This is a genomic window from Streptomyces sp. NBC_00012 (assembly GCF_045040875.1).
In the GTDB taxonomy this organism is placed as follows: Bacteria; Actinomycetota; Actinomycetes; order Streptomycetales; family Streptomycetaceae; genus Streptomyces.
This window is the reverse complement of the sequence record NZ_CP108309.1, coordinates 7,160,765-7,176,479: the sequence shown is the minus strand read 5'-3', so window position 1 is coordinate 7,176,479 and position 15,715 is coordinate 7,160,765. Positions and strand designations below refer to the sequence as shown.

The 15,715-nt window shown below is 71.6% G+C and carries 13 protein-coding genes; 1 reads left to right on the top strand and 12 read right to left on the bottom strand.

The genetic code is table 11. The annotated features are described in order from the left end of the window. Positions 1-72: 72 nt before the first annotated feature. Positions 73-621, top strand: coding sequence for a hypothetical protein (locus OHA19_RS32860; RefSeq protein ID WP_405710713.1), 549 nt, complete (start codon positions 73-75; stop codon positions 619-621). 152 nt (positions 622-773) lie between these two features. Here the strand turns inward: OHA19_RS32860 and OHA19_RS32855 are convergent, their stop codons facing one another. The 12 genes from OHA19_RS32855 to OHA19_RS32800 all read right to left on the bottom strand — a co-directional run bounded on the left by OHA19_RS32855 (position 774) and on the right by OHA19_RS32800 (position 15,714). After that, complete coding sequence (locus tag OHA19_RS32855; protein ID WP_405710715.1) at positions 774-2,918, bottom strand: primosomal protein N'; 2,145 nt, start codon at positions 2,916-2,918, stop codon at positions 774-776. Positions 2,919-3,041: 123 nt separating this feature from the next. Further along, positions 3,042-4,250 carry a methionine adenosyltransferase gene (gene metK, locus OHA19_RS32850; RefSeq protein ID WP_405710717.1) on the bottom strand — a complete coding sequence of 403 codons (1,209 nt, stop codon included), beginning with the start codon at positions 4,248-4,250 and terminating at the stop codon, positions 3,042-3,044. Positions 4,251-4,493: 243 nt separating this feature from the next. Further along, positions 4,494-5,696, bottom strand: coding sequence for a bifunctional phosphopantothenoylcysteine decarboxylase/phosphopantothenate--cysteine ligase CoaBC (gene coaBC / locus OHA19_RS32845; RefSeq protein WP_405710719.1), 1,203 nt, complete (start codon positions 5,694-5,696; stop codon positions 4,494-4,496). A gap of 132 nt (positions 5,697-5,828) precedes the next feature. Next, the gene (rpoZ, locus tag OHA19_RS32840; RefSeq protein WP_003970369.1) at positions 5,829-6,101 is read right to left on the bottom strand and encodes a DNA-directed RNA polymerase subunit omega; all 273 of its coding nucleotides are present in this window, start codon (positions 6,099-6,101) and stop codon (positions 5,829-5,831) included. Positions 6,102-6,179: 78 nt separating this feature from the next. Beyond that, positions 6,180-6,797 (bottom strand): guanylate kinase, encoded by a 618-nt coding sequence (gene gmk / locus OHA19_RS32835; RefSeq protein ID WP_405752520.1) that lies wholly within the window; start codon positions 6,795-6,797, stop codon positions 6,180-6,182. Between the two features lie 38 nt (positions 6,798-6,835). Continuing rightward, positions 6,836-7,159: an integration host factor gene (locus OHA19_RS32830; RefSeq protein ID WP_014157387.1), complete on the bottom strand. Its 324-nt coding sequence runs from the start codon at positions 7,157-7,159 to the stop codon at positions 6,836-6,838. A gap of 244 nt (positions 7,160-7,403) precedes the next feature. After that, positions 7,404-8,243 (bottom strand): orotidine-5'-phosphate decarboxylase, encoded by an 840-nt coding sequence (pyrF, locus tag OHA19_RS32825; protein ID WP_405710723.1) that lies wholly within the window; start codon positions 8,241-8,243, stop codon positions 7,404-7,406. Further along, positions 8,240-9,349, bottom strand: a complete 1,110-nt coding sequence (locus OHA19_RS32820; protein ID WP_405710725.1) for a quinone-dependent dihydroorotate dehydrogenase — start codon at positions 9,347-9,349, stop codon at positions 8,240-8,242. Before OHA19_RS32820 ends, pyrF begins: the two co-directional genes overlap by 4 nt. 63 nt (positions 9,350-9,412) lie before the next feature. Beyond that, positions 9,413-12,721, bottom strand: coding sequence for a carbamoyl-phosphate synthase large subunit (gene carB, locus OHA19_RS32815; RefSeq protein WP_405710727.1), 3,309 nt, complete (start codon positions 12,719-12,721; stop codon positions 9,413-9,415). Further along, entirely contained in the window at positions 12,714-13,856 is a 1,143-nt protein-coding gene (gene carA, locus OHA19_RS32810; protein ID WP_405710728.1) for a glutamine-hydrolyzing carbamoyl-phosphate synthase small subunit, read from the bottom strand. The genes carB and carA overlap by 8 nt, the downstream gene beginning before the upstream one ends. After that, positions 13,853-14,431, bottom strand: coding sequence for a hypothetical protein (locus OHA19_RS32805; protein WP_405710730.1), 579 nt, complete (start codon positions 14,429-14,431; stop codon positions 13,853-13,855). The genes carA and OHA19_RS32805 overlap by 4 nt, the downstream gene beginning before the upstream one ends. Next, a complete protein-coding gene (locus tag OHA19_RS32800; RefSeq protein ID WP_405752517.1) occupies positions 14,428-15,714 on the bottom strand; it encodes a dihydroorotase in 1,287 nt (428 codons plus the stop codon). The genes OHA19_RS32805 and OHA19_RS32800 overlap by 4 nt, the downstream gene beginning before the upstream one ends. Position 15,715 lies beyond the last annotated feature (1 nt).

Genomic DNA, 15,715 nt, shown 5'->3' with positions numbered 1-15,715 from the left:
AGAGAGATTGACCGAAGCGAGCCGCCACGGTGCGGCCCGATCCCTTTCAACGCCGGTTCGAGAGGCTTCTTCATGGCCGACCACGCAACCCACGACGCCCAAGCGAGGGCCACTCTGCATCTGTTGGTGCGGGACATCGAGCGGGTCCGGCGGCAGGTGGACGCGCTGCGCACGCTCACCGCCCAACTGGGCAACGTCTACCGTCCGCGCCGCTCCGGCCCGTCCACGGGCTTCGTCGTCTACGGCAGGGCCCCGGCCCCCACTGTCAGGCTGGCCCAGGAGCTGCGCGACAGCGTCGAGACCCTGGTCACCGCCGCGGTCGACTTCGACCGCTCGCTGGGCTTCTCCTGGGACGCGGTGGGCTCCGCACTCGGGGTCACCAAGCAGGCGGTGCACCGCCGCTACGGCGCACGCCGCAACGCCCGCCAGCCGGGAGCGGCCGAATCCGGCGCGGAGACCGCGGTGCCGCGTCCCCTGCCGGGCTCCCCCAACAACCCGGCCGCGCTGCCGCCCGTCGTACCTGCCGCGCGCTCCATGCCGCCGCAGCCGTCGGCGGAGCGCCCGTCACCACTGCGCGAGGACCTGCGCCCCGGTGTCTTCCCCGGCCCGCGCAACGGCTGACCGCTCCGCCCACTGCCCCGCCGCGCGCGACGCCCGGCGGGGCAGCCATATGTACCCGCACCCGAGCACCGGACGGCCCGGGCGCCGGGCACTTCGCCGGACATCCGGTGCCCGCCGGGCCGCCGCTCCGCGGGGCCGCCCGGCCCGCCGTCTCACCCGATGTCCGGCGGGTCCACCCTGATCCGGACCTGCTCGCCGCTCCCCCGGGACATCCGGGCCGCCTGTGCGGCCTTCAACGCGGCAGCCAGTGCCGCCCCGCTGCCCGGAGGCACCCTGAGCAGCGCCCGCTCCCAGGACTCCCCCCCGGGTGCGTCACCGGGTCTGCGGGGCCTGCCCGGTCCGGGGACCGGCATCGGGACCGGGCCCAGCACCTCGACGTCCGGCGGCAGCTCGGCCGCCGCGAGGAACGCGGCCAGCGCCTCGGGCGTACCGGTCACCGCGGCCATCCGGGACACCGGGGGGAAGCCGAGCTCGGCCCGCTCCGCCAGCTCACGGCGGGCATGGCCGACCGGGTCCCAGCGCACCAGGGCCTGCACCGGCCGCAGCGTCGGCTCCGCGACGACCACCACCGTGCCGCCCTCCGGCTGCCCGCGCACCAGCGAGGCCGCGGCCGTCCAGCGGCGCAGCGCTTCCTCGCCGGCCCGCAGGTCGGGGCGGCCGACCATCGCCCAGCCGTCCAGCAGCAGCGCGGCCGCGTAGCCGCCCTCGGCCACGGGCTCGGCGCCCGGGGTGCTGACGACCAGCGCGGGCACGCCCGGCACCGAGTCGAGGACGTGGTCACGGCCGGAGGTCCGCACCGGCACGGCAGGGAACGCCCGGCCGAGCTCCTCGGCCGTCCGGCGGGCGCCGACGATCTGGGCCCGCAGCCGGTTGGAACCGCAGGCGACGCAGTGCCAGGCGGTCTCGGCCCGTCCGCACCAGGCGCAGTCGAGCCCCTGCTGGTCCGGTGCCTCCAGCGGCCCCTGGCAATGCCGGCACCGGGCGGGCTCGCGGCAGCGCTCGCAGGCCAGCCGGGGCGCGTACCCCCGGCGCGGCACCTGGACCAGGACGGGGCCGCTGCGCAGCCCGTCCCGTACCGTCTGCCAGGCCAGGCTGGGCAGCCGGGCGGCCCGCGCGGCGCCGTCCCGCGCCAGCTCGCCGTCGCCGACCGTACGGACCAGGGGCGCCGCGGTCCGCAGCTGTTCCCGGTCCGCGCGCAGCGGCAGCGCCCAGCCGCTCTCCACCAGCTGGGCGGCCTCCACCGTGCAGCTCGTGGAGCCGAGCAGGAACGCGCAGCGGCCGTGCGCGGCCCGCAGTTCGAGCACCTCACGGACGTGCGGGAAGGGGGCGTTGTCGTCGCTGTGGCTGGAGTCCCCGTCGTCCCAGACCGCGACCAGGCCGAGGTCTGCAACCGGGGCGAACATCGCCGCTCTCGTCCCGACCACCGCCCGTACCGAGCCGCGCCGCACGGCGAGCCACTCGCGGTACCGCTTCTCCGGTCCGGAGTCGGCGGTCAGCAGTGCGTGGCGCCCCGGGCCGAGCAGCCCGGTGAGCGCGGCATCCACCCGCCCGGCGGTCCGGCCGTCGGGGACGACGACGAGGGCACCGCGCCCGGACGCGAGGGTCGCGGCCATGGCCCTGGCGATCTCCTCGGGCCAGTGGGGCCCGGGCAGCGCGGTCCAGACGGCCCGGGGCGCACCGCCCTCGGCGAGCGCCCGCAGGAACGCGGGCCCCTGCGCGTACCGCTCCCAGCTCCCCGCCGACGGCGCGGGCGGCGGTGGGAGGGGCTCCGGCGAGGGCCTGGACTCGGCCCTGCCGTTCCGGGGCGGCACGGCGAGCTGGAGCACATCGGCGAGGCTGCCCGCGTAGCGGTCGGCGACGGCCCGCGAAAGCGCGAGCAGTTCGGGGCCCAGCACCGGTTCGGGCGATACGACGTAGGCGAGCGCGGCTAGGGCGCCCGTGTAGTCCGACTCGGCCAGCCGCTCGACGAGGAAGCCGTCGATCAGCCCGCCGCCTTCGCGCCGGCCGCCGCGCACATTGCGTCCCCCGGCCCCGAAGCGGACCCGCACCCGCACTCCGGGCCGGGCCTCGGCGTCGAGCTCCTCGGGCACCGCGTAGTCGAAGTACTGGTCGAGGTGGAGCACGCCCTTGTTGACCAGCACCCGGGCCACGGGCAGTTCCTTGGCGAGCGCGGCGCCGCGCCAGGTCCTCGGCTTGGCCCGCGGCACCTTGGCCTTGCGCACCGTCTCCCGGATCAGCGCAAGCTGCTCCGGGGGCCCGTCGCCGGGGTCCGCGGGTCGCTCGTTGTCGCTGCTCACAGCCAAATTCCTACCAGACACGACTGACAGCGGCCCCGTCGAGGCGCCGAGGCCCGACGCGCCGGGGCCCGGACACCATGTGCGGTGTCCGGGCCCCGGCGCAGCGACGGTGAGCCGGCCGGCCTACAGCCCGGCCGCCGCGCGCAGCGCGTCCACGCGGTCGGTGCGCTCCCAGGTGAAGTCGGGCAGCTCACGGCCGAAGTGGCCGTAGGCCGCGGTCTGGGCGTAGATCGGACGGAGCAGGTCGAGGTCGCGGATGATCGCGGCCGGGCGGAGGTCGAAGACCTCGCCGATGGCGTGCTCGATCTTCTCGGTGTCGACGACGGCGGTGCCGAAGGTCTCGACGAACAGGCCGACCGGCTCGGCCTTGCCGATGGCGTAGGCGACCTGCACCTCGCAACGGGCGGCGAGGCCCGCGGCGACGACGTTCTTGGCGACCCAGCGCATGGCGTAGGCGGCCGAGCGGTCCACCTTCGACGGGTCCTTGCCCGAGAAGGCACCGCCGCCGTGGCGGGCCATGCCGCCGTAGGTGTCGATGATGATCTTGCGGCCGGTCAGGCCGGCGTCGCCCATCGGGCCGCCGATCTCGAAGCGGCCGGTCGGGTTGACCAGGAGGCGGTAGCCGTCGGTGTCCAGCTTGATGCCGTCCTCGATCAGCTGCCCGAGCACGTGCTCGACGACGAACTCGCGGATGTCGGGCGCGAGCAGCGAGTCGAGGTCGATGTCGCTGGCGTGCTGCGAGGAGACGACGACCGTGTCGAGACGGACGGCCTTGTCACCGTCGTACTCGATGGTGACCTGGGTCTTGCCGTCGGGGCGCAGGTACGGGATCGTCCCGTTCTTGCGGACCTCGGAGAGCCGGCGGGAGAGCCGGTGCGCGAGGTGGATCGGCAGCGGCATCAGCTCGGGCGTCTCGTCGCACGCGTAGCCGAACATCAGACCCTGGTCGCCCGCGCCCTGCTTGTCGAGCTCGTCCTCATCGCCCTCGACCCGCTTCTCGTACGCGGTGTCGACGCCCTGCGCGATGTCCGGGGACTGCGCCCCGATGGACACCGAGACACCGCAGGAGGCGCCGTCGAAGCCCTTCTTCGAGGAGTCGTAGCCGATCTCGAGGACCTTGTTGCGTACGAGGGTCGGAATGTCGGCGTAGGCCTTGGTCGTGACCTCACCCGCAACATGCACCAGACCGGTGGTGATCAAGGTCTCGACGGCGACGCGGGACCGGGGGTCCTCGTGGAGCAGCGCGTCGAGAATGGTGTCGCTGATCTGGTCAGCGATCTTGTCGGGGTGACCCTCGGTGACGGACTCCGAGGTGAAGAGACGGCGGGACACATCGCTCCCTGGGGTTGCAGCGGCTGCTGGCTGATCATTTGGCGGACGGCCGGGAGCTGCGCCCGGCACGGTCCGGGGTCAGTTTATCGGTCGCCCCCGTCCGGCGGACAACATGTCTCGCCCTTTGGGAGTTCTGTGACCTGCGGCACGGCCTTGAGGAGCGGGCCGATTCCCCTCGGGCGACGCCATTTCCGCCGATATTCCAAGGGATTTCGGCCCGGCCACGGGCGCGTCACAGGATTTTCATCCGAGACGTGAAGACACGAGATCCCAGACCGTGTCGGCGAGCGCCTCCTTGGGCCCGTACGGCACCTGGGTCTCGCCTCCGTCGGCGGCGAGCACCACGGCCTCGTTCTCCTCCGAACCGAAGGTCCGGCGCTCGCCCACCTCGTTGACGACGAGGAGGTCGCAGCCCTTGCGGCGGAGCTTCTCCCGGCCGTTGGCGAGGACGTTGTCGGTCTCGGCGGCGAATCCGACGACGATCTGCTCCGGCCGGGCGCGTTCGCCGGCCACCTCGGCGAGGATGTCGGGGTTACGGACCAGCGTGATGGGCGCGGGCTCCTGGCCGTCCTTCTTCTTGATCTTCCCCGTGGCGTACTCGGCGGGGCGGAAGTCGGCGACCGCCGCCGCCATCACGACCACGTCGGCGTCCGCCGCGGCTTTCAGCACGGCCTCGCGGAGCTGCACGGCGGTCCCCGCGTGCAGGACGTCGGCGCCGGCCGGGTCGGGCAGTCCGGTGTTGGCCTCGACGAGGGTGACCCGGGCGCCGCGGGCGACGGCGGTGCGGGCCAGGGCGTAGCCCTGCTTGCCGGAGGAGCGGTTGCCGAGGTAGCGCACCGGGTCGAGCGGCTCGCGCGTACCGCCCGCGCTGATCACCACATGGCGGCCGGCCAGGTCGGGCTCGACGGGCCCGCGGGCCAGTACCCGGCGGCAGACCTCGAAGATCTCCCCGGGGTCGGGCAGCCGGCCCTTGCCGGTGTCGACACCGGTCAGCCGTCCGACGGCGGGCTCGATCACGACGGCGCCCCGGCGGCGCAGCGTGGCGACGTTCTCCTGGGTGGCGGGGTGCTCCCACATCTCGGTGTGCATGGCGGGTGCGAAGACGACGGGACAGCGGGCGGTGAGCAGCGTGTTGGTGAGCAGGTCGTCGGCGAGGCCATGGGCCGCCCTGGCGAGCATGTCGGCGGTGGCGGGGGCGACGACCACCAGATCGGCGCCCTGCCCGATCCTGACGTGCGGCACCTCGTGGACGTCGTTCCAGACCTCGGTGGATACCGGGTGGCCGGAGAGCGCGGACCATGTGGCGGCTCCCACGAAGTGCAGCGACGACTCGGTCGGTACCACGCGCACGTCGTGACCGGACTCGGTCAGCCGGCGCAGCAGTTCGCACGCCTTGTACGCGGCGATGCCTCCGCTGACCCCCAGAACGACCTTCGGCTTGTCCACTGCGTCTCCCCGCACTCGGATACGAACACCCCCATGCTGCCTCACCGCGCCCGGTCCGACGCTGTCGCCCCGGACACACCTCAGGCCCGGCGGTTGTGGCCGCCGGGCCTGAGGTGAAGGAGCAATTCCTGCTTACTGCGCGGGGCCCTCGATGGCCTCGGAGGTGAGCAGGCCCGCGTTGATCTCGCGGAGCGCGATCGAGAGCGGCTTCTCGTGCACGTGGGTGTCGACGAGCGGACCGACGTACTCCAGGAGACCCTCGCCGAGCTGCGAGTAGTACGCGTTGATCTGGCGCGCGCGCTTGGCGGCGTAGATCACGAGGCTGTACTTCGAGTCGGTGGCCTCGAGGAGCTCATCAATCGGCGGGTTGATGATGCCCTCGGGCGTGGTGATGGAAGAGGACACTCTCTGCCTTCCGAAGGGGGTAAAGATCAAAGAGATCTTTGACGGTGCGGAGTTCCGCGGTGGCGCGTACCGACTTCGTCAGTCGCTGTCGGCACGGTGGCCGAAAACCTCCAGCATCAAGGCTAGCAGCTCACGGGCCACGTCCTCGACGGAGGTGTTGACCAGTGTGGTGTCGAACTCGGACTCGGCGGCCAGTTCGATCTTGGCGGCGGCGAGCCTGCGCTCGATCACCTCGGGCGCCTCGGTCCCGCGGCCGGTGAGCCGGCGGACCAGCTCCTCCCAGCTCGGCGGGGCCAGGAAGACCAGCTGTGCGTCCGGCATCGACTGCCGGACCAGCCGGGCACCCTGGAGATCGATCTCCAGCAGCACCGGCTCGCCCGCCTCCAGGCGGTCGAGCACGGCGCGGCGGGGCGTGCCGTAGCGGTTGCCCGCGAATTCGGCCCACTCCAGCAGTTCGCCGTTGGCGATCAGCTTGTCGAACTCCTCGTTGTCCACGAAGAAGTAGTGGACACCGTTGCGCTCGCCGGGGCGCGGCTTGCGGGTCGTCGCCGACACCGAGAGCCAGACCTCGGGGTGAACCTTGCGCATATGAGCGACGACCGTGCTCTTACCGACCCCGGAGGGGCCGGAGAGCACGGTCAGCCGCGGACGTACGTCCGGGGGTACGGGGGACGTCCCCCGGGATGTTGCAGCCATGGAGCGATTATCCAGGTTCTCAGGAGTGCCTGAGAACCTCAGGCGGCGCTGCCGCCGAACTCACGCTCCAGGGATGCGATCTGGTTGGACCCGAGACCCCGGACCCGGCGGCTCTCGGAGATGCCGAGCCGCTCCATGATCTGCTTGGCGCGGACCTTGCCCACGCCCGGCAGGGACTCCAGAAGGGCGGAGACCTTCATCTTGCCGATGACGTCGTTCTCCTGGCCCTGCTTGATGACCTCGTGGAGGGAGGCGCCGGAGTGCTTGAGTCGATTCTTGACCTCGGCCCGCTCCCGGCGAGCCGCGGCGGCCTTTTCGAGCGCGGCTGCGCGCTGTTCAGGGGTAAGGGGCGGAAGAGCCACGCCTACGTCACCTCGGATGTCGATCTGTCGGATACGGACCGGTGAGGAAGCTGAGCGCTCCACACCAGGTGAGCGACGGACAACTTGTGTACGTCGGCTCTCGACGGAGACTAGCGGCCAAGGCCGCCGGAGTCAGCGAGAACCAACGAAAAGTCCTGGTCAGCCTTGGCCGACCAGGACATTCCAGGCATAACAACCGAGTTTTTTGGTCAGGAAAGAGTCAACACCCGGTTACGTGGCATGGTCAGCTACCCGCCACGGCTTCCCGGATCTCGTCCGTGAGCCGTTCGGCGGCCTCCCGCAGCCCCGCCGTCTCCGGTCCCCGGCTCAGTACGGCGCGGCTCACGCTGGGCACCACATTGCCCACCGACGCGCCGAACACGCCGGGCAGATCCGCGGGCGTCGCGCCCTGCGCCCCGATCCCGGGGGCGAGCAGCGGGCCGTTGATCGCCAGGTCCGCCCCCGCGTCACCGAGCGTGGCTCCGACCACCGCGCCCACGGAGCCGAGCGGGGTCATCCCCACGTTCTCGGCGGCCATGTGGTCGAGCATGACCTGGGCCAGCGAACGGCCGTCGGCGGCGGTGGCGCGCTGCACCTCGGCGCCCTCCGGGTTGGAGGTGAGGGCCAGCACGAAGACGCCCGCGCCGGAGAGGACCGCCGCGTCGAGCGCCGGACGCAGCGAGCCGAAGCCGAGGTACGGCGAGACGGTGACCGCGTCCGAGAACAGCGGCGAGTCCTTCTCCAGGTAGGTCGCCGCGTAGGCGCCCATGGTGGAGCCGATGTCGCCGCGCTTGGCGTCCATCAGCACCAGCGCGCCGGCCGCCCGCGCCTCCTGGACCGCCTTCTCCAGGACGGCGATGCCGCGCGAACCGAAGCGCTCGAAGAACGCGGACTGCGGCTTGAGCACGGCGACCCGGTCGGCCAGTGCCTCCACGACGGTGCGCGTGAAGCGTTCGAGCCCGGCGACGTCGTCGCTCAGGCCCCAGGCGGTGAGCAGCGAGGCGTGCGGGTCGATGCCGACGCACAGCGGGCCGCGGGTGTCCATGGCGTGGCGCAGGCGCGCGCCGAATGGTTCGGGGCTCATGCGGTGGCCTTCCTGGTCTCTGCGCCGACGGCCTCGGCGAGGGTGGCGTACGGAGAGGCGGCCAGGCGCGCGGCCAGGCCCTTGTGGATGGCGCGGGCGTAGAACGGGCCCTCGTAGATGAAGGCGCTGTAGCCCTGGACCAGCGTGGCGCCGGCCAGGATGCGCTGCCAGGCGTCCTCGGCGTTCTCGATGCCCCCGACGCCGACCAGGGTGATCCGGTCGCCGACACGGGCGTAGAGGCGGCTCAGCACCTCCAGGGAACGGGCCTTGAGGGGGGCACCGGAGAGCCCGCCGGTCTCCTGGACGAGGGACGGCGAGGACTTCAGGCCGAGGCCCTCGCGGGCGATGGTGGTGTTGGTGGCGATGATGCCGTCCAGGCCCAGCTCGACCGCGAGGTCGGCGACCGCGTCGACGTCCTCGTCCGCGAGGTCCGGGGCGATCTTGACGAGCAGCGGGACCCGCCGTCCGGTGACGGTCCGGTCGGCCGCCTCGCGCACGGCGCTGAGCAGGGGCCTCAGCGCCTCGGTGGCCTGGAGGTTGCGCAGCCCCGGGGTGTTGGGCGAGGAGACGTTCACGACGAGGTAGTCGGCGTGGGCGGCGAGCCGCTCGGTGGACTTCACGTAGTCGCCGACCGCTTCGGCCTCCGGCACGACCTTCGTCTTGCCGATGTTGACGCCGACCGTGGTCCGGAAGACCGGCCTGCGGGCGGCCAGGCGGGCGGCGACGGCGGCCGAGCCCTCGTTGTTGAAGCCCATGCGGTTGATCAGCGCGCGGTCCGCGACGAGGCGGAAGAGGCGCTTCTTGGGGTTGCCGGGCTGCGGCTCGCCGGTGACCGTACCGATCTCGATGTGGTCGAAGCCGAGCATCGACATGCCGTCGATCGCCACGGCGTTCTTGTCGAAGCCGGCGGCGAGGCCGAACGGGCCGTGCATCCGCAGGCCGAGGGCCTCGGTGCGCAGCTCCTTGTGACGGGGCGCGAGCGCGGCGGCGACGAAGGTGCGCAGCACGGGGGTCCGGGCGGTGAGACGGATCCACCGGAAGGCCAGGTGGTGGGCCTGCTCCGGGTCCATCCGCTTGAAGACCAGGCGGAAGAAGAACTTGTACATCGGGGTGTCCTCGGTGTCCTCACGGAGAGGGGGACACCGTTTCCGGTGTCCCCCTGTCGGCTGCTAGTCGCGGGCCGCGGTCAGATGCTCGGCGTGTTCCTGGAGGGAACGGACGCCGACGCCCCCGTGGGTCAGTGCGTCGATGCCCTGGACGGCGGCGGCGAGCGCCTGGACCGTCGTCAGGCACGGCACGGACCGGGCCACGGCCGCGGTACGGATCTCGTAGCCGTCGAGGCGGCCGCCCGTTCCGTACGGCGTGTTGACGATGAGGTCGACCTCGCCGTCGTGGATCAGCTGGACGATGGTCTTCTCGCCCTGCGGGCCCACGCCCTCGGACTGCTTGCGCACGACCGTGGCGTTGATGCCGTTGCGCTTGAGGACCTCGGCGGTGCCGGAGGTGGCGAGCAGCTCGAAGCCGTGGGCGACGAGTTCGCGCGCCGGGAAGATCATCGAGCGCTTGTCCCGGTTGGCGACCGAGATGAAGGCGCGGCCCTTGGTGGGCAGCGGTCCGTACGCTCCGGCCTGCGACTTGGCGTACGCCGTGCCGAAGACCGAGTCGATGCCCATGACCTCACCGGTGGAGCGCATCTCCGGGCCGAGGACGGTGTCGACGCCGCGGCCGTGGATGTCGCGGAAGCGCGACCACGGCATGACGGCCTCCTTGACGGAGATCGGCGCGTCGAGCGGCAGGGTGCCACCGTCGCCGCTGGCCGGGAGCAGGCCCTCGGCGCGCAGCTCTGCGACGGTCGCGCCCAGCGAGATGCGGGCGGCGGCCTTGGCGAGCGGGACCGCGGTCGCCTTCGAGGTGAAGGGGACGGTGCGGGAGGCGCGCGGGTTGGCCTCCAGGACGTAGAGGATGTCGCCGGAGAGCGCGAACTGGATGTTGATCAGTCCGCGTACGCCGACGCCCTTGGCGATGCCCTCGGTGGAGGCCCGCAGCCGCTTGATGTCGTAGCCGCCGAGCGTGATCGGGGGCAGCGCGCAGGCGGAGTCGCCGGAGTGGATGCCGGCCTCCTCGATGTGCTCCATGACGCCGCCGAGGTAGAGCTCGGTGCCGTCGTAGAGCGCGTCGACGTCGATCTCGATGGCGTCGTCGAGGAAGCGGTCGACCAGGACCGGCCGGGTGGGGCTGATCTCGGTGGACTCGGCGATGTACGAGGAGAGCCGCGCCTCGTCGTACACGATCTCCATGCCGCGGCCGCCGAGCACGTAGCTGGGGCGGACGAGGACGGGGTAGCCGATCTCGTCGGCGATGGCCTTGGCCTCGTCGAAGGTGGTGGCCGTGCCGTGCTTCGGGGCCGGGAGCCCGGCCTCGGCCAGGACGCGGCCGAAGGCGCCGCGGTCCTCGGCTGCGTGGATGGCCTCCGGGGACGTGCCGACGACCGGCACGCCGTTGTCCTTGAGCGCCTGCGACAGGCCCAGCGGGGTCTGGCCGCCGAGCTGGACGATGACACCGGCGACCGGCCCGGCGAGGGTCTCCGCGTGCACGATCTCCAGCACGTCTTCCAGCGTCAGCGGCTCGAAGTACAGGCGGTCGGAGGTGTCGTAGTCGGTGGAGACGGTCTCCGGGTTGCAGTTGACCATCACGGTCTCGTAGCCCGCGTCGCTCAGCGCGAAGGAGGCGTGGACGCAGGAGTAGTCGAACTCGATGCCCTGGCCGATGCGGTTGGGGCCGGAGCCGAGGATGATCACCGCTGGCTTGGTGCGGGACGCGACCTCGTTCTCCTCGTCGTAGGAGGAGTAGAAGTACGGCGTCTTCGCGGCGAACTCGGCGGCGCAGGTGTCGACCGTCTTGTAGACCGGGCGGATGCCCAGCGCGTGCCGCACCTCGCGCACCACGTCCTCGCGCAGGCTGCGGATCTCGGCGATCTGCGCGTCGGAGAAGCCGTGCCGCTTGGCCTCGGCGAGCAGTTCGGGGCCCAGCTCGTCGGCGGCGGCGAGCTCGTCGGCGATCTCCTTGATCAGGAAGAGCTGGTCGACGAACCAGGGGTCGATCCTCGTGGCGTCGAAGACCTCTTCCTGGGTGGCGCCGGCCCTGATCGCCTGCATGACGGTGTTGATCCGGCCGTCGGTCGGGCGGACCGCCTCGGCCAGCAGTTCGGCCTTGTCGCCGGGCTCACCGACGAAGGAGAACTGCGAGCCCTTCTTCTCCAGGGAGCGGAGCGCCTTCTGGAGCGCCTCGGTGAAGTTCCGGCCGATCGCCATGGCCTCGCCCACCGACTTCATGGTGGTGGTGAGGGTGGAGTCGGCCGAGGGGAACTTCTCGAAGGCGAACCGCGGGGCCTTGACGACGACGTAGTCGAGGGTCGGCTCGAAGGAGGCCGGTGTCTTCTCGGTGATGTCGTTGGGGATCTCGTCGAGCGTGTAGCCGACGGCCAGCTTGGCGGCGATCTTGGCGATCGGGAAGCCGGTGGCCTTCGAGGCGAGCGCGGAGGAGCGGGAGACGCGCGGGTTCATCTCGATCACGATGACCCGGCCGTCGGTCGGGTCGATGGCGAACTGGATGTTGCAGCCGCCGGTGTCGACGCCGACCTCGCGGATGATCGCGATGCCGATGTCGCGCAGCCGCTGGTACTCGCGGTCGGTGAGCGTCATCGCCGGGGCGACGGTGATCGAGTCACCGGTGTGGACGCCCATCGGGTCGAAGTTCTCGATGGAGCAGACGACCACGACGTTGTCGTTCTTGTCGCGCATCAGCTCCAGCTCGTACTCCTTCCAGCCGAGGATGGACTCCTCCAGGAGCACCTCGGTGGTCGGCGAGAGCGTGAGGCCCTGTCCGGCGATGCGGCGCAGCTCGTCCTCGTCGTGGGCGAAGCCGGAGCCGGCGCCGCCCATGGTGAAGGAGGGGCGGACGACGACGGGGTAGCCGCCGAGCGTCTCGACGCCCTTGAGGACGTCGTCCATGGAGTGGCAGATGACCGAGCGGGCGGACTCGCCGTAGCCGATCTTCGCCTTGACGGCCTCGACGACGCCCTTGAAGAGGTCGCGGTCCTCGCCCTTGTTGATGGCCTCGACGTTGGCGCCGATGAGCTCGACGCCGTACTTCTCCAGGACACCGTTCTCGTGCATGGAGATCGCGGTGTTGAGCGCGGTCTGGCCGCCCAGGGTGGGCAGCAGCGCGTCGGGGCGCTCCTTGGCGATGATCTTCTCGACGAACTCGGGGGTGATCGGCTCGACGTACGTGGCGTCGGCGATCTCCGGGTCGGTCATGATCGTCGCCGGGTTGGAGTTCACCAGGATGACGCGCAGGCCCTCGGCCTTGAGGACACGGCAGGCCTGGGTCCCGGAGTAGTCGAACTCGGCGGCCTGGCCGATGACGATCGGGCCGGAGCCGATGACCAGGACGGACTGGATATCGGAGCGCTTAGGCACGCTGGCCCTCCATCAGGGAGACGAAACGGTCGAAGAGGTACGCGGCGTCGTGCGGGCCGGCGGCTGCTTCGGGGTGGTACTGGACGCTGAAGGCCGGCTGGTCGAGGAGCTGGAGCCCCTCGACGACCTGGTCGTTCAGGCAGACGTGGGAGACCTCGGCGCGGCCGAACTTGGTGTCGGACACCTTGTCGAGCGGGGCGTCGACGGCGAAGCCGTGGTTGTGCGCGGTGACCTCGACCTTGCCGGTCGTGCGGTCCTGCACGGGCTGGTTGATGCCGCGGTGGCCGTACTTCAGCTTGTAGGTGCCGAAGCCGAGTGCGCGGCCCAGGATCTGGTTGCCGAAGCAGATGCCGAAGAGCGGGGTCTTGCGCTCCAGGACGCCCTGCATGACGGAGACCGGGTGGTCGGCGGTGGCCGGGTCGCCGGGGCCGTTGGAGAAGAACACGCCGTCGGGCTGCACCGCGTACACGTCTTCCAGGGTGGCGGTGGCGGGCAGCACGTGCACCTCGATGCCGCGTTCGGCCATCCGGTGCGGGGTCATGCCCTTGATGCCGAGGTCGATCGCGGCGACGGTGAACTTCTTGGTGCCGATCGCGGGGACGACGTACGTCTCCTTGGTGGCGACCTCGGCGGAAAGGTCGGCGCCGACCATCTCGGGGGCCCGCAGGACCCGGGCCAGCAGCGTGGCCTCGTCGGCTACGGCGTCACCGGAGAAGATGCCGACGCGCATGGCGCCGCGCTCGCGCAGGTGGCGGGTGAGCGCGCGGGTGTCGATGCCGCTGATGCCGACGACGCCCTGGCGCTCCAGCTCCTCGTCGAGCGAGCGCTGCGAGCGCCAGTTGGAGGGGACCCGGGCGGGGTCACGGACGACGTAGCCGGAGACCCAGATCCGTCCGGACTCCGGGTCCTCGTCGTTCACCCCGGTGTTCCCGACGTGCGGGGCGGTCATCACGACGACCTGGCGGTGGTACGAGGGGTCGGTCAGCGTCTCCTGGTAGCCGGTCATGCCGGTGGAGAAAACCGCCTCGCCGAAGGTCTCCCCCACGGCCCCGTAGGCGCGGCCGCGGAAGGCGCGGCCGTCCTCCAGGACGAGTACGGCGGGAGCTTTCGCGGCTCCCCGGGTGGAGATCGTCATCGTGCGGTGCCTTCCGTAGTGCTGGTGAGTTGGTCGATGGCCTCGACCCAGGCCGGATGTTCGGCGGAGCGGTCGGAGCGGAATCCGGAGTCGATCAGCTTGTCGCCGTGCGCCCAGGTGATGATCAGCAGGCCGCCCTCGGGGAGGACCTTGCCGGCGATGCCCTTGTCGAGCCGGGCCTCGCGCAAGGCTGCGGCCGGCACGAAGAAGTCGGCGGCCCCGGGCCGTACGACGTCGAGGCCCTGTTCGGTCAGGGTGAGCTCGACGCGGCTGCGGGTGCCGAGGCCATGGGCGACGATCCGGTCGAGCCACTGCCCGGCGGTGGTCGAGGCGTGGTACCGGCCGGTCAGTGTGAGCAGCTTCTCGCCGTCCGCGAACCCCTCCGGGGTGGCGGCGAGCTCCGGCAGGCCGGACTGGAGGCTGCCCCGCCACTTCCATCCCTGGCGCATCAGCCAGTAGACGAAGGCGATGAGGACGATCAGTCCGATGACCCAGCTGATCCGGGCGGACCAGTCGGTCACCTCGGCCGACTTCCGGTCGGCGGCGAGCTGGTACAGGGGGGTGAGTGATGTCACGCGAGTTTCCCGTCGACGACCGTGGCACGGCCCCGCAGGAAGGTGTGGGTGACTCGGCCCGGCAGCTCGCGCCCCTCGTACGGAGTGTTGCGGCTGCGGGAGGCGAAGCCCGCGGGGTCCACGACACCACGGTAAGCCGGATCGACCAGGGTGAGGTTGGCGGGTTCGCCCGCCGAGACGGGCCGGCCGTGTCCGTCGAGCCGTCCGATGGCGGCCGGGCGGAACGACATCCGGTCGGCGACACCCGCCCAGTCGATCAGCCCGGTCTCGACCATCGTCTGCTGGACGACGCAGAGCGCGGTCTCCAGGCCCACCATGCCCATGGCGGCGGCGGCCCACTCGCAGTCCTTGTCCTCGTGCGGGTGCGGGGCGTGGTCGGTGGCGACGCAGTCGATGGTGCCGTCGGCGAGCGCCTCGCGCAGGGCCATGACGTCGGCCTCGGTGCGCAGCGGCGGGTTCACCTTGTAGACCGGGTCGTAGGACCGTACGAGCTCGTCGGTGAGGAGCAGGTGGTGCGGGGTGACCTCGGCGGTGACGTTCCAGCCCTTGGACTTGGCCCAGCGGACGATCTCGACGGAGCCGGCGGTCGACAGGTGGCAGATGTGCACCCGGGAGCCGACGTGGGCGGCGAGCAGCACGTCGCGGGCGATGATCGACTCCTCGGCGACGGCGGGCCAGCCGCCGAGACCGAGTTCGGCGGAGACGACGCCCTCGTTCATCTGGGCGCCCTCGGTGAGGCGCGGCTCCTGGGCGTGCTGGGCGACGACGCCGTCGAAGGCCTTCACGTACTCCAGCGCGCGGCGCATGATCACCGCGTCGTCGACGCACTTGCCGTCGTCGGAGAAGACCTTCACCCCGGCGGCCGAATCGTGCATGGCGCCGAGCTCGGCGAGCTTCTTGCCCTCCAGGCCGACGGTGACGGCGCCGATCGGCTGCACGTCGCAGTAGCCGGACTCCTTGCCGAGCCGCCAGACCTGCTCGACGACACCGGCGGTGTCGGCGACCGGGAAGGTGTTGGCCATGGCGTGCACGGCGGTGAAGCCGCCGACGGCCGCGGCCTTGGTGCCGGTGAGGACGGTCTCGGAGTCCTCGCGGCCGGGCTCGCGCAGGTGGGTGTGGAGGTCGACCAGGCCGGGCAGGAGGATCTGTCCCGCGGCCTCGACGACGGTCGCGTCGCCGGCCTCGATGCCGGTGCCGACCTCGGCGATGGTCTCGCCGTCGATCAGGACGTCCTGGGGTTCGCCGCCGAGGACCTTCGCGCCGCGGATAAGGATCTTGCTCATG

What these genes read in the sequence shown, in the direction of transcription:
- OHA19_RS32820 (WP_405710725.1), bottom strand. Translation starts at nt 9,349, where the DNA reads ATGTACAAGTTCTTCTTCCGCCTGGTCTTCAAGCGGATGGACCCGGAG.
- gmk (WP_405752520.1), bottom strand. Translation starts at nt 6,797, where the DNA reads ATGGCTGCAACATCCCGGGGGACGTCCCCCGTACCCCCGGACGTACGT.
- pyrF (WP_405710723.1), bottom strand. Translation starts at nt 8,243, where the DNA reads ATGAGCCCCGAACCATTCGGCGCGCGCCTGCGCCACGCCATGGACACC.
- OHA19_RS32860 (WP_405710713.1), top strand. Translation starts at nt 73, where the DNA reads ATGGCCGACCACGCAACCCACGACGCCCAAGCGAGGGCCACTCTGCAT.
- OHA19_RS32800 (WP_405752517.1), bottom strand. Translation starts at nt 15,714, where the DNA reads ATGAGCAAGATCCTTATCCGCGGCGCGAAGGTCCTCGGCGGCGAACCC.
- carA (WP_405710728.1), bottom strand. Translation starts at nt 13,856, where the DNA reads ATGACGATCTCCACCCGGGGAGCCGCGAAAGCTCCCGCCGTACTCGTC.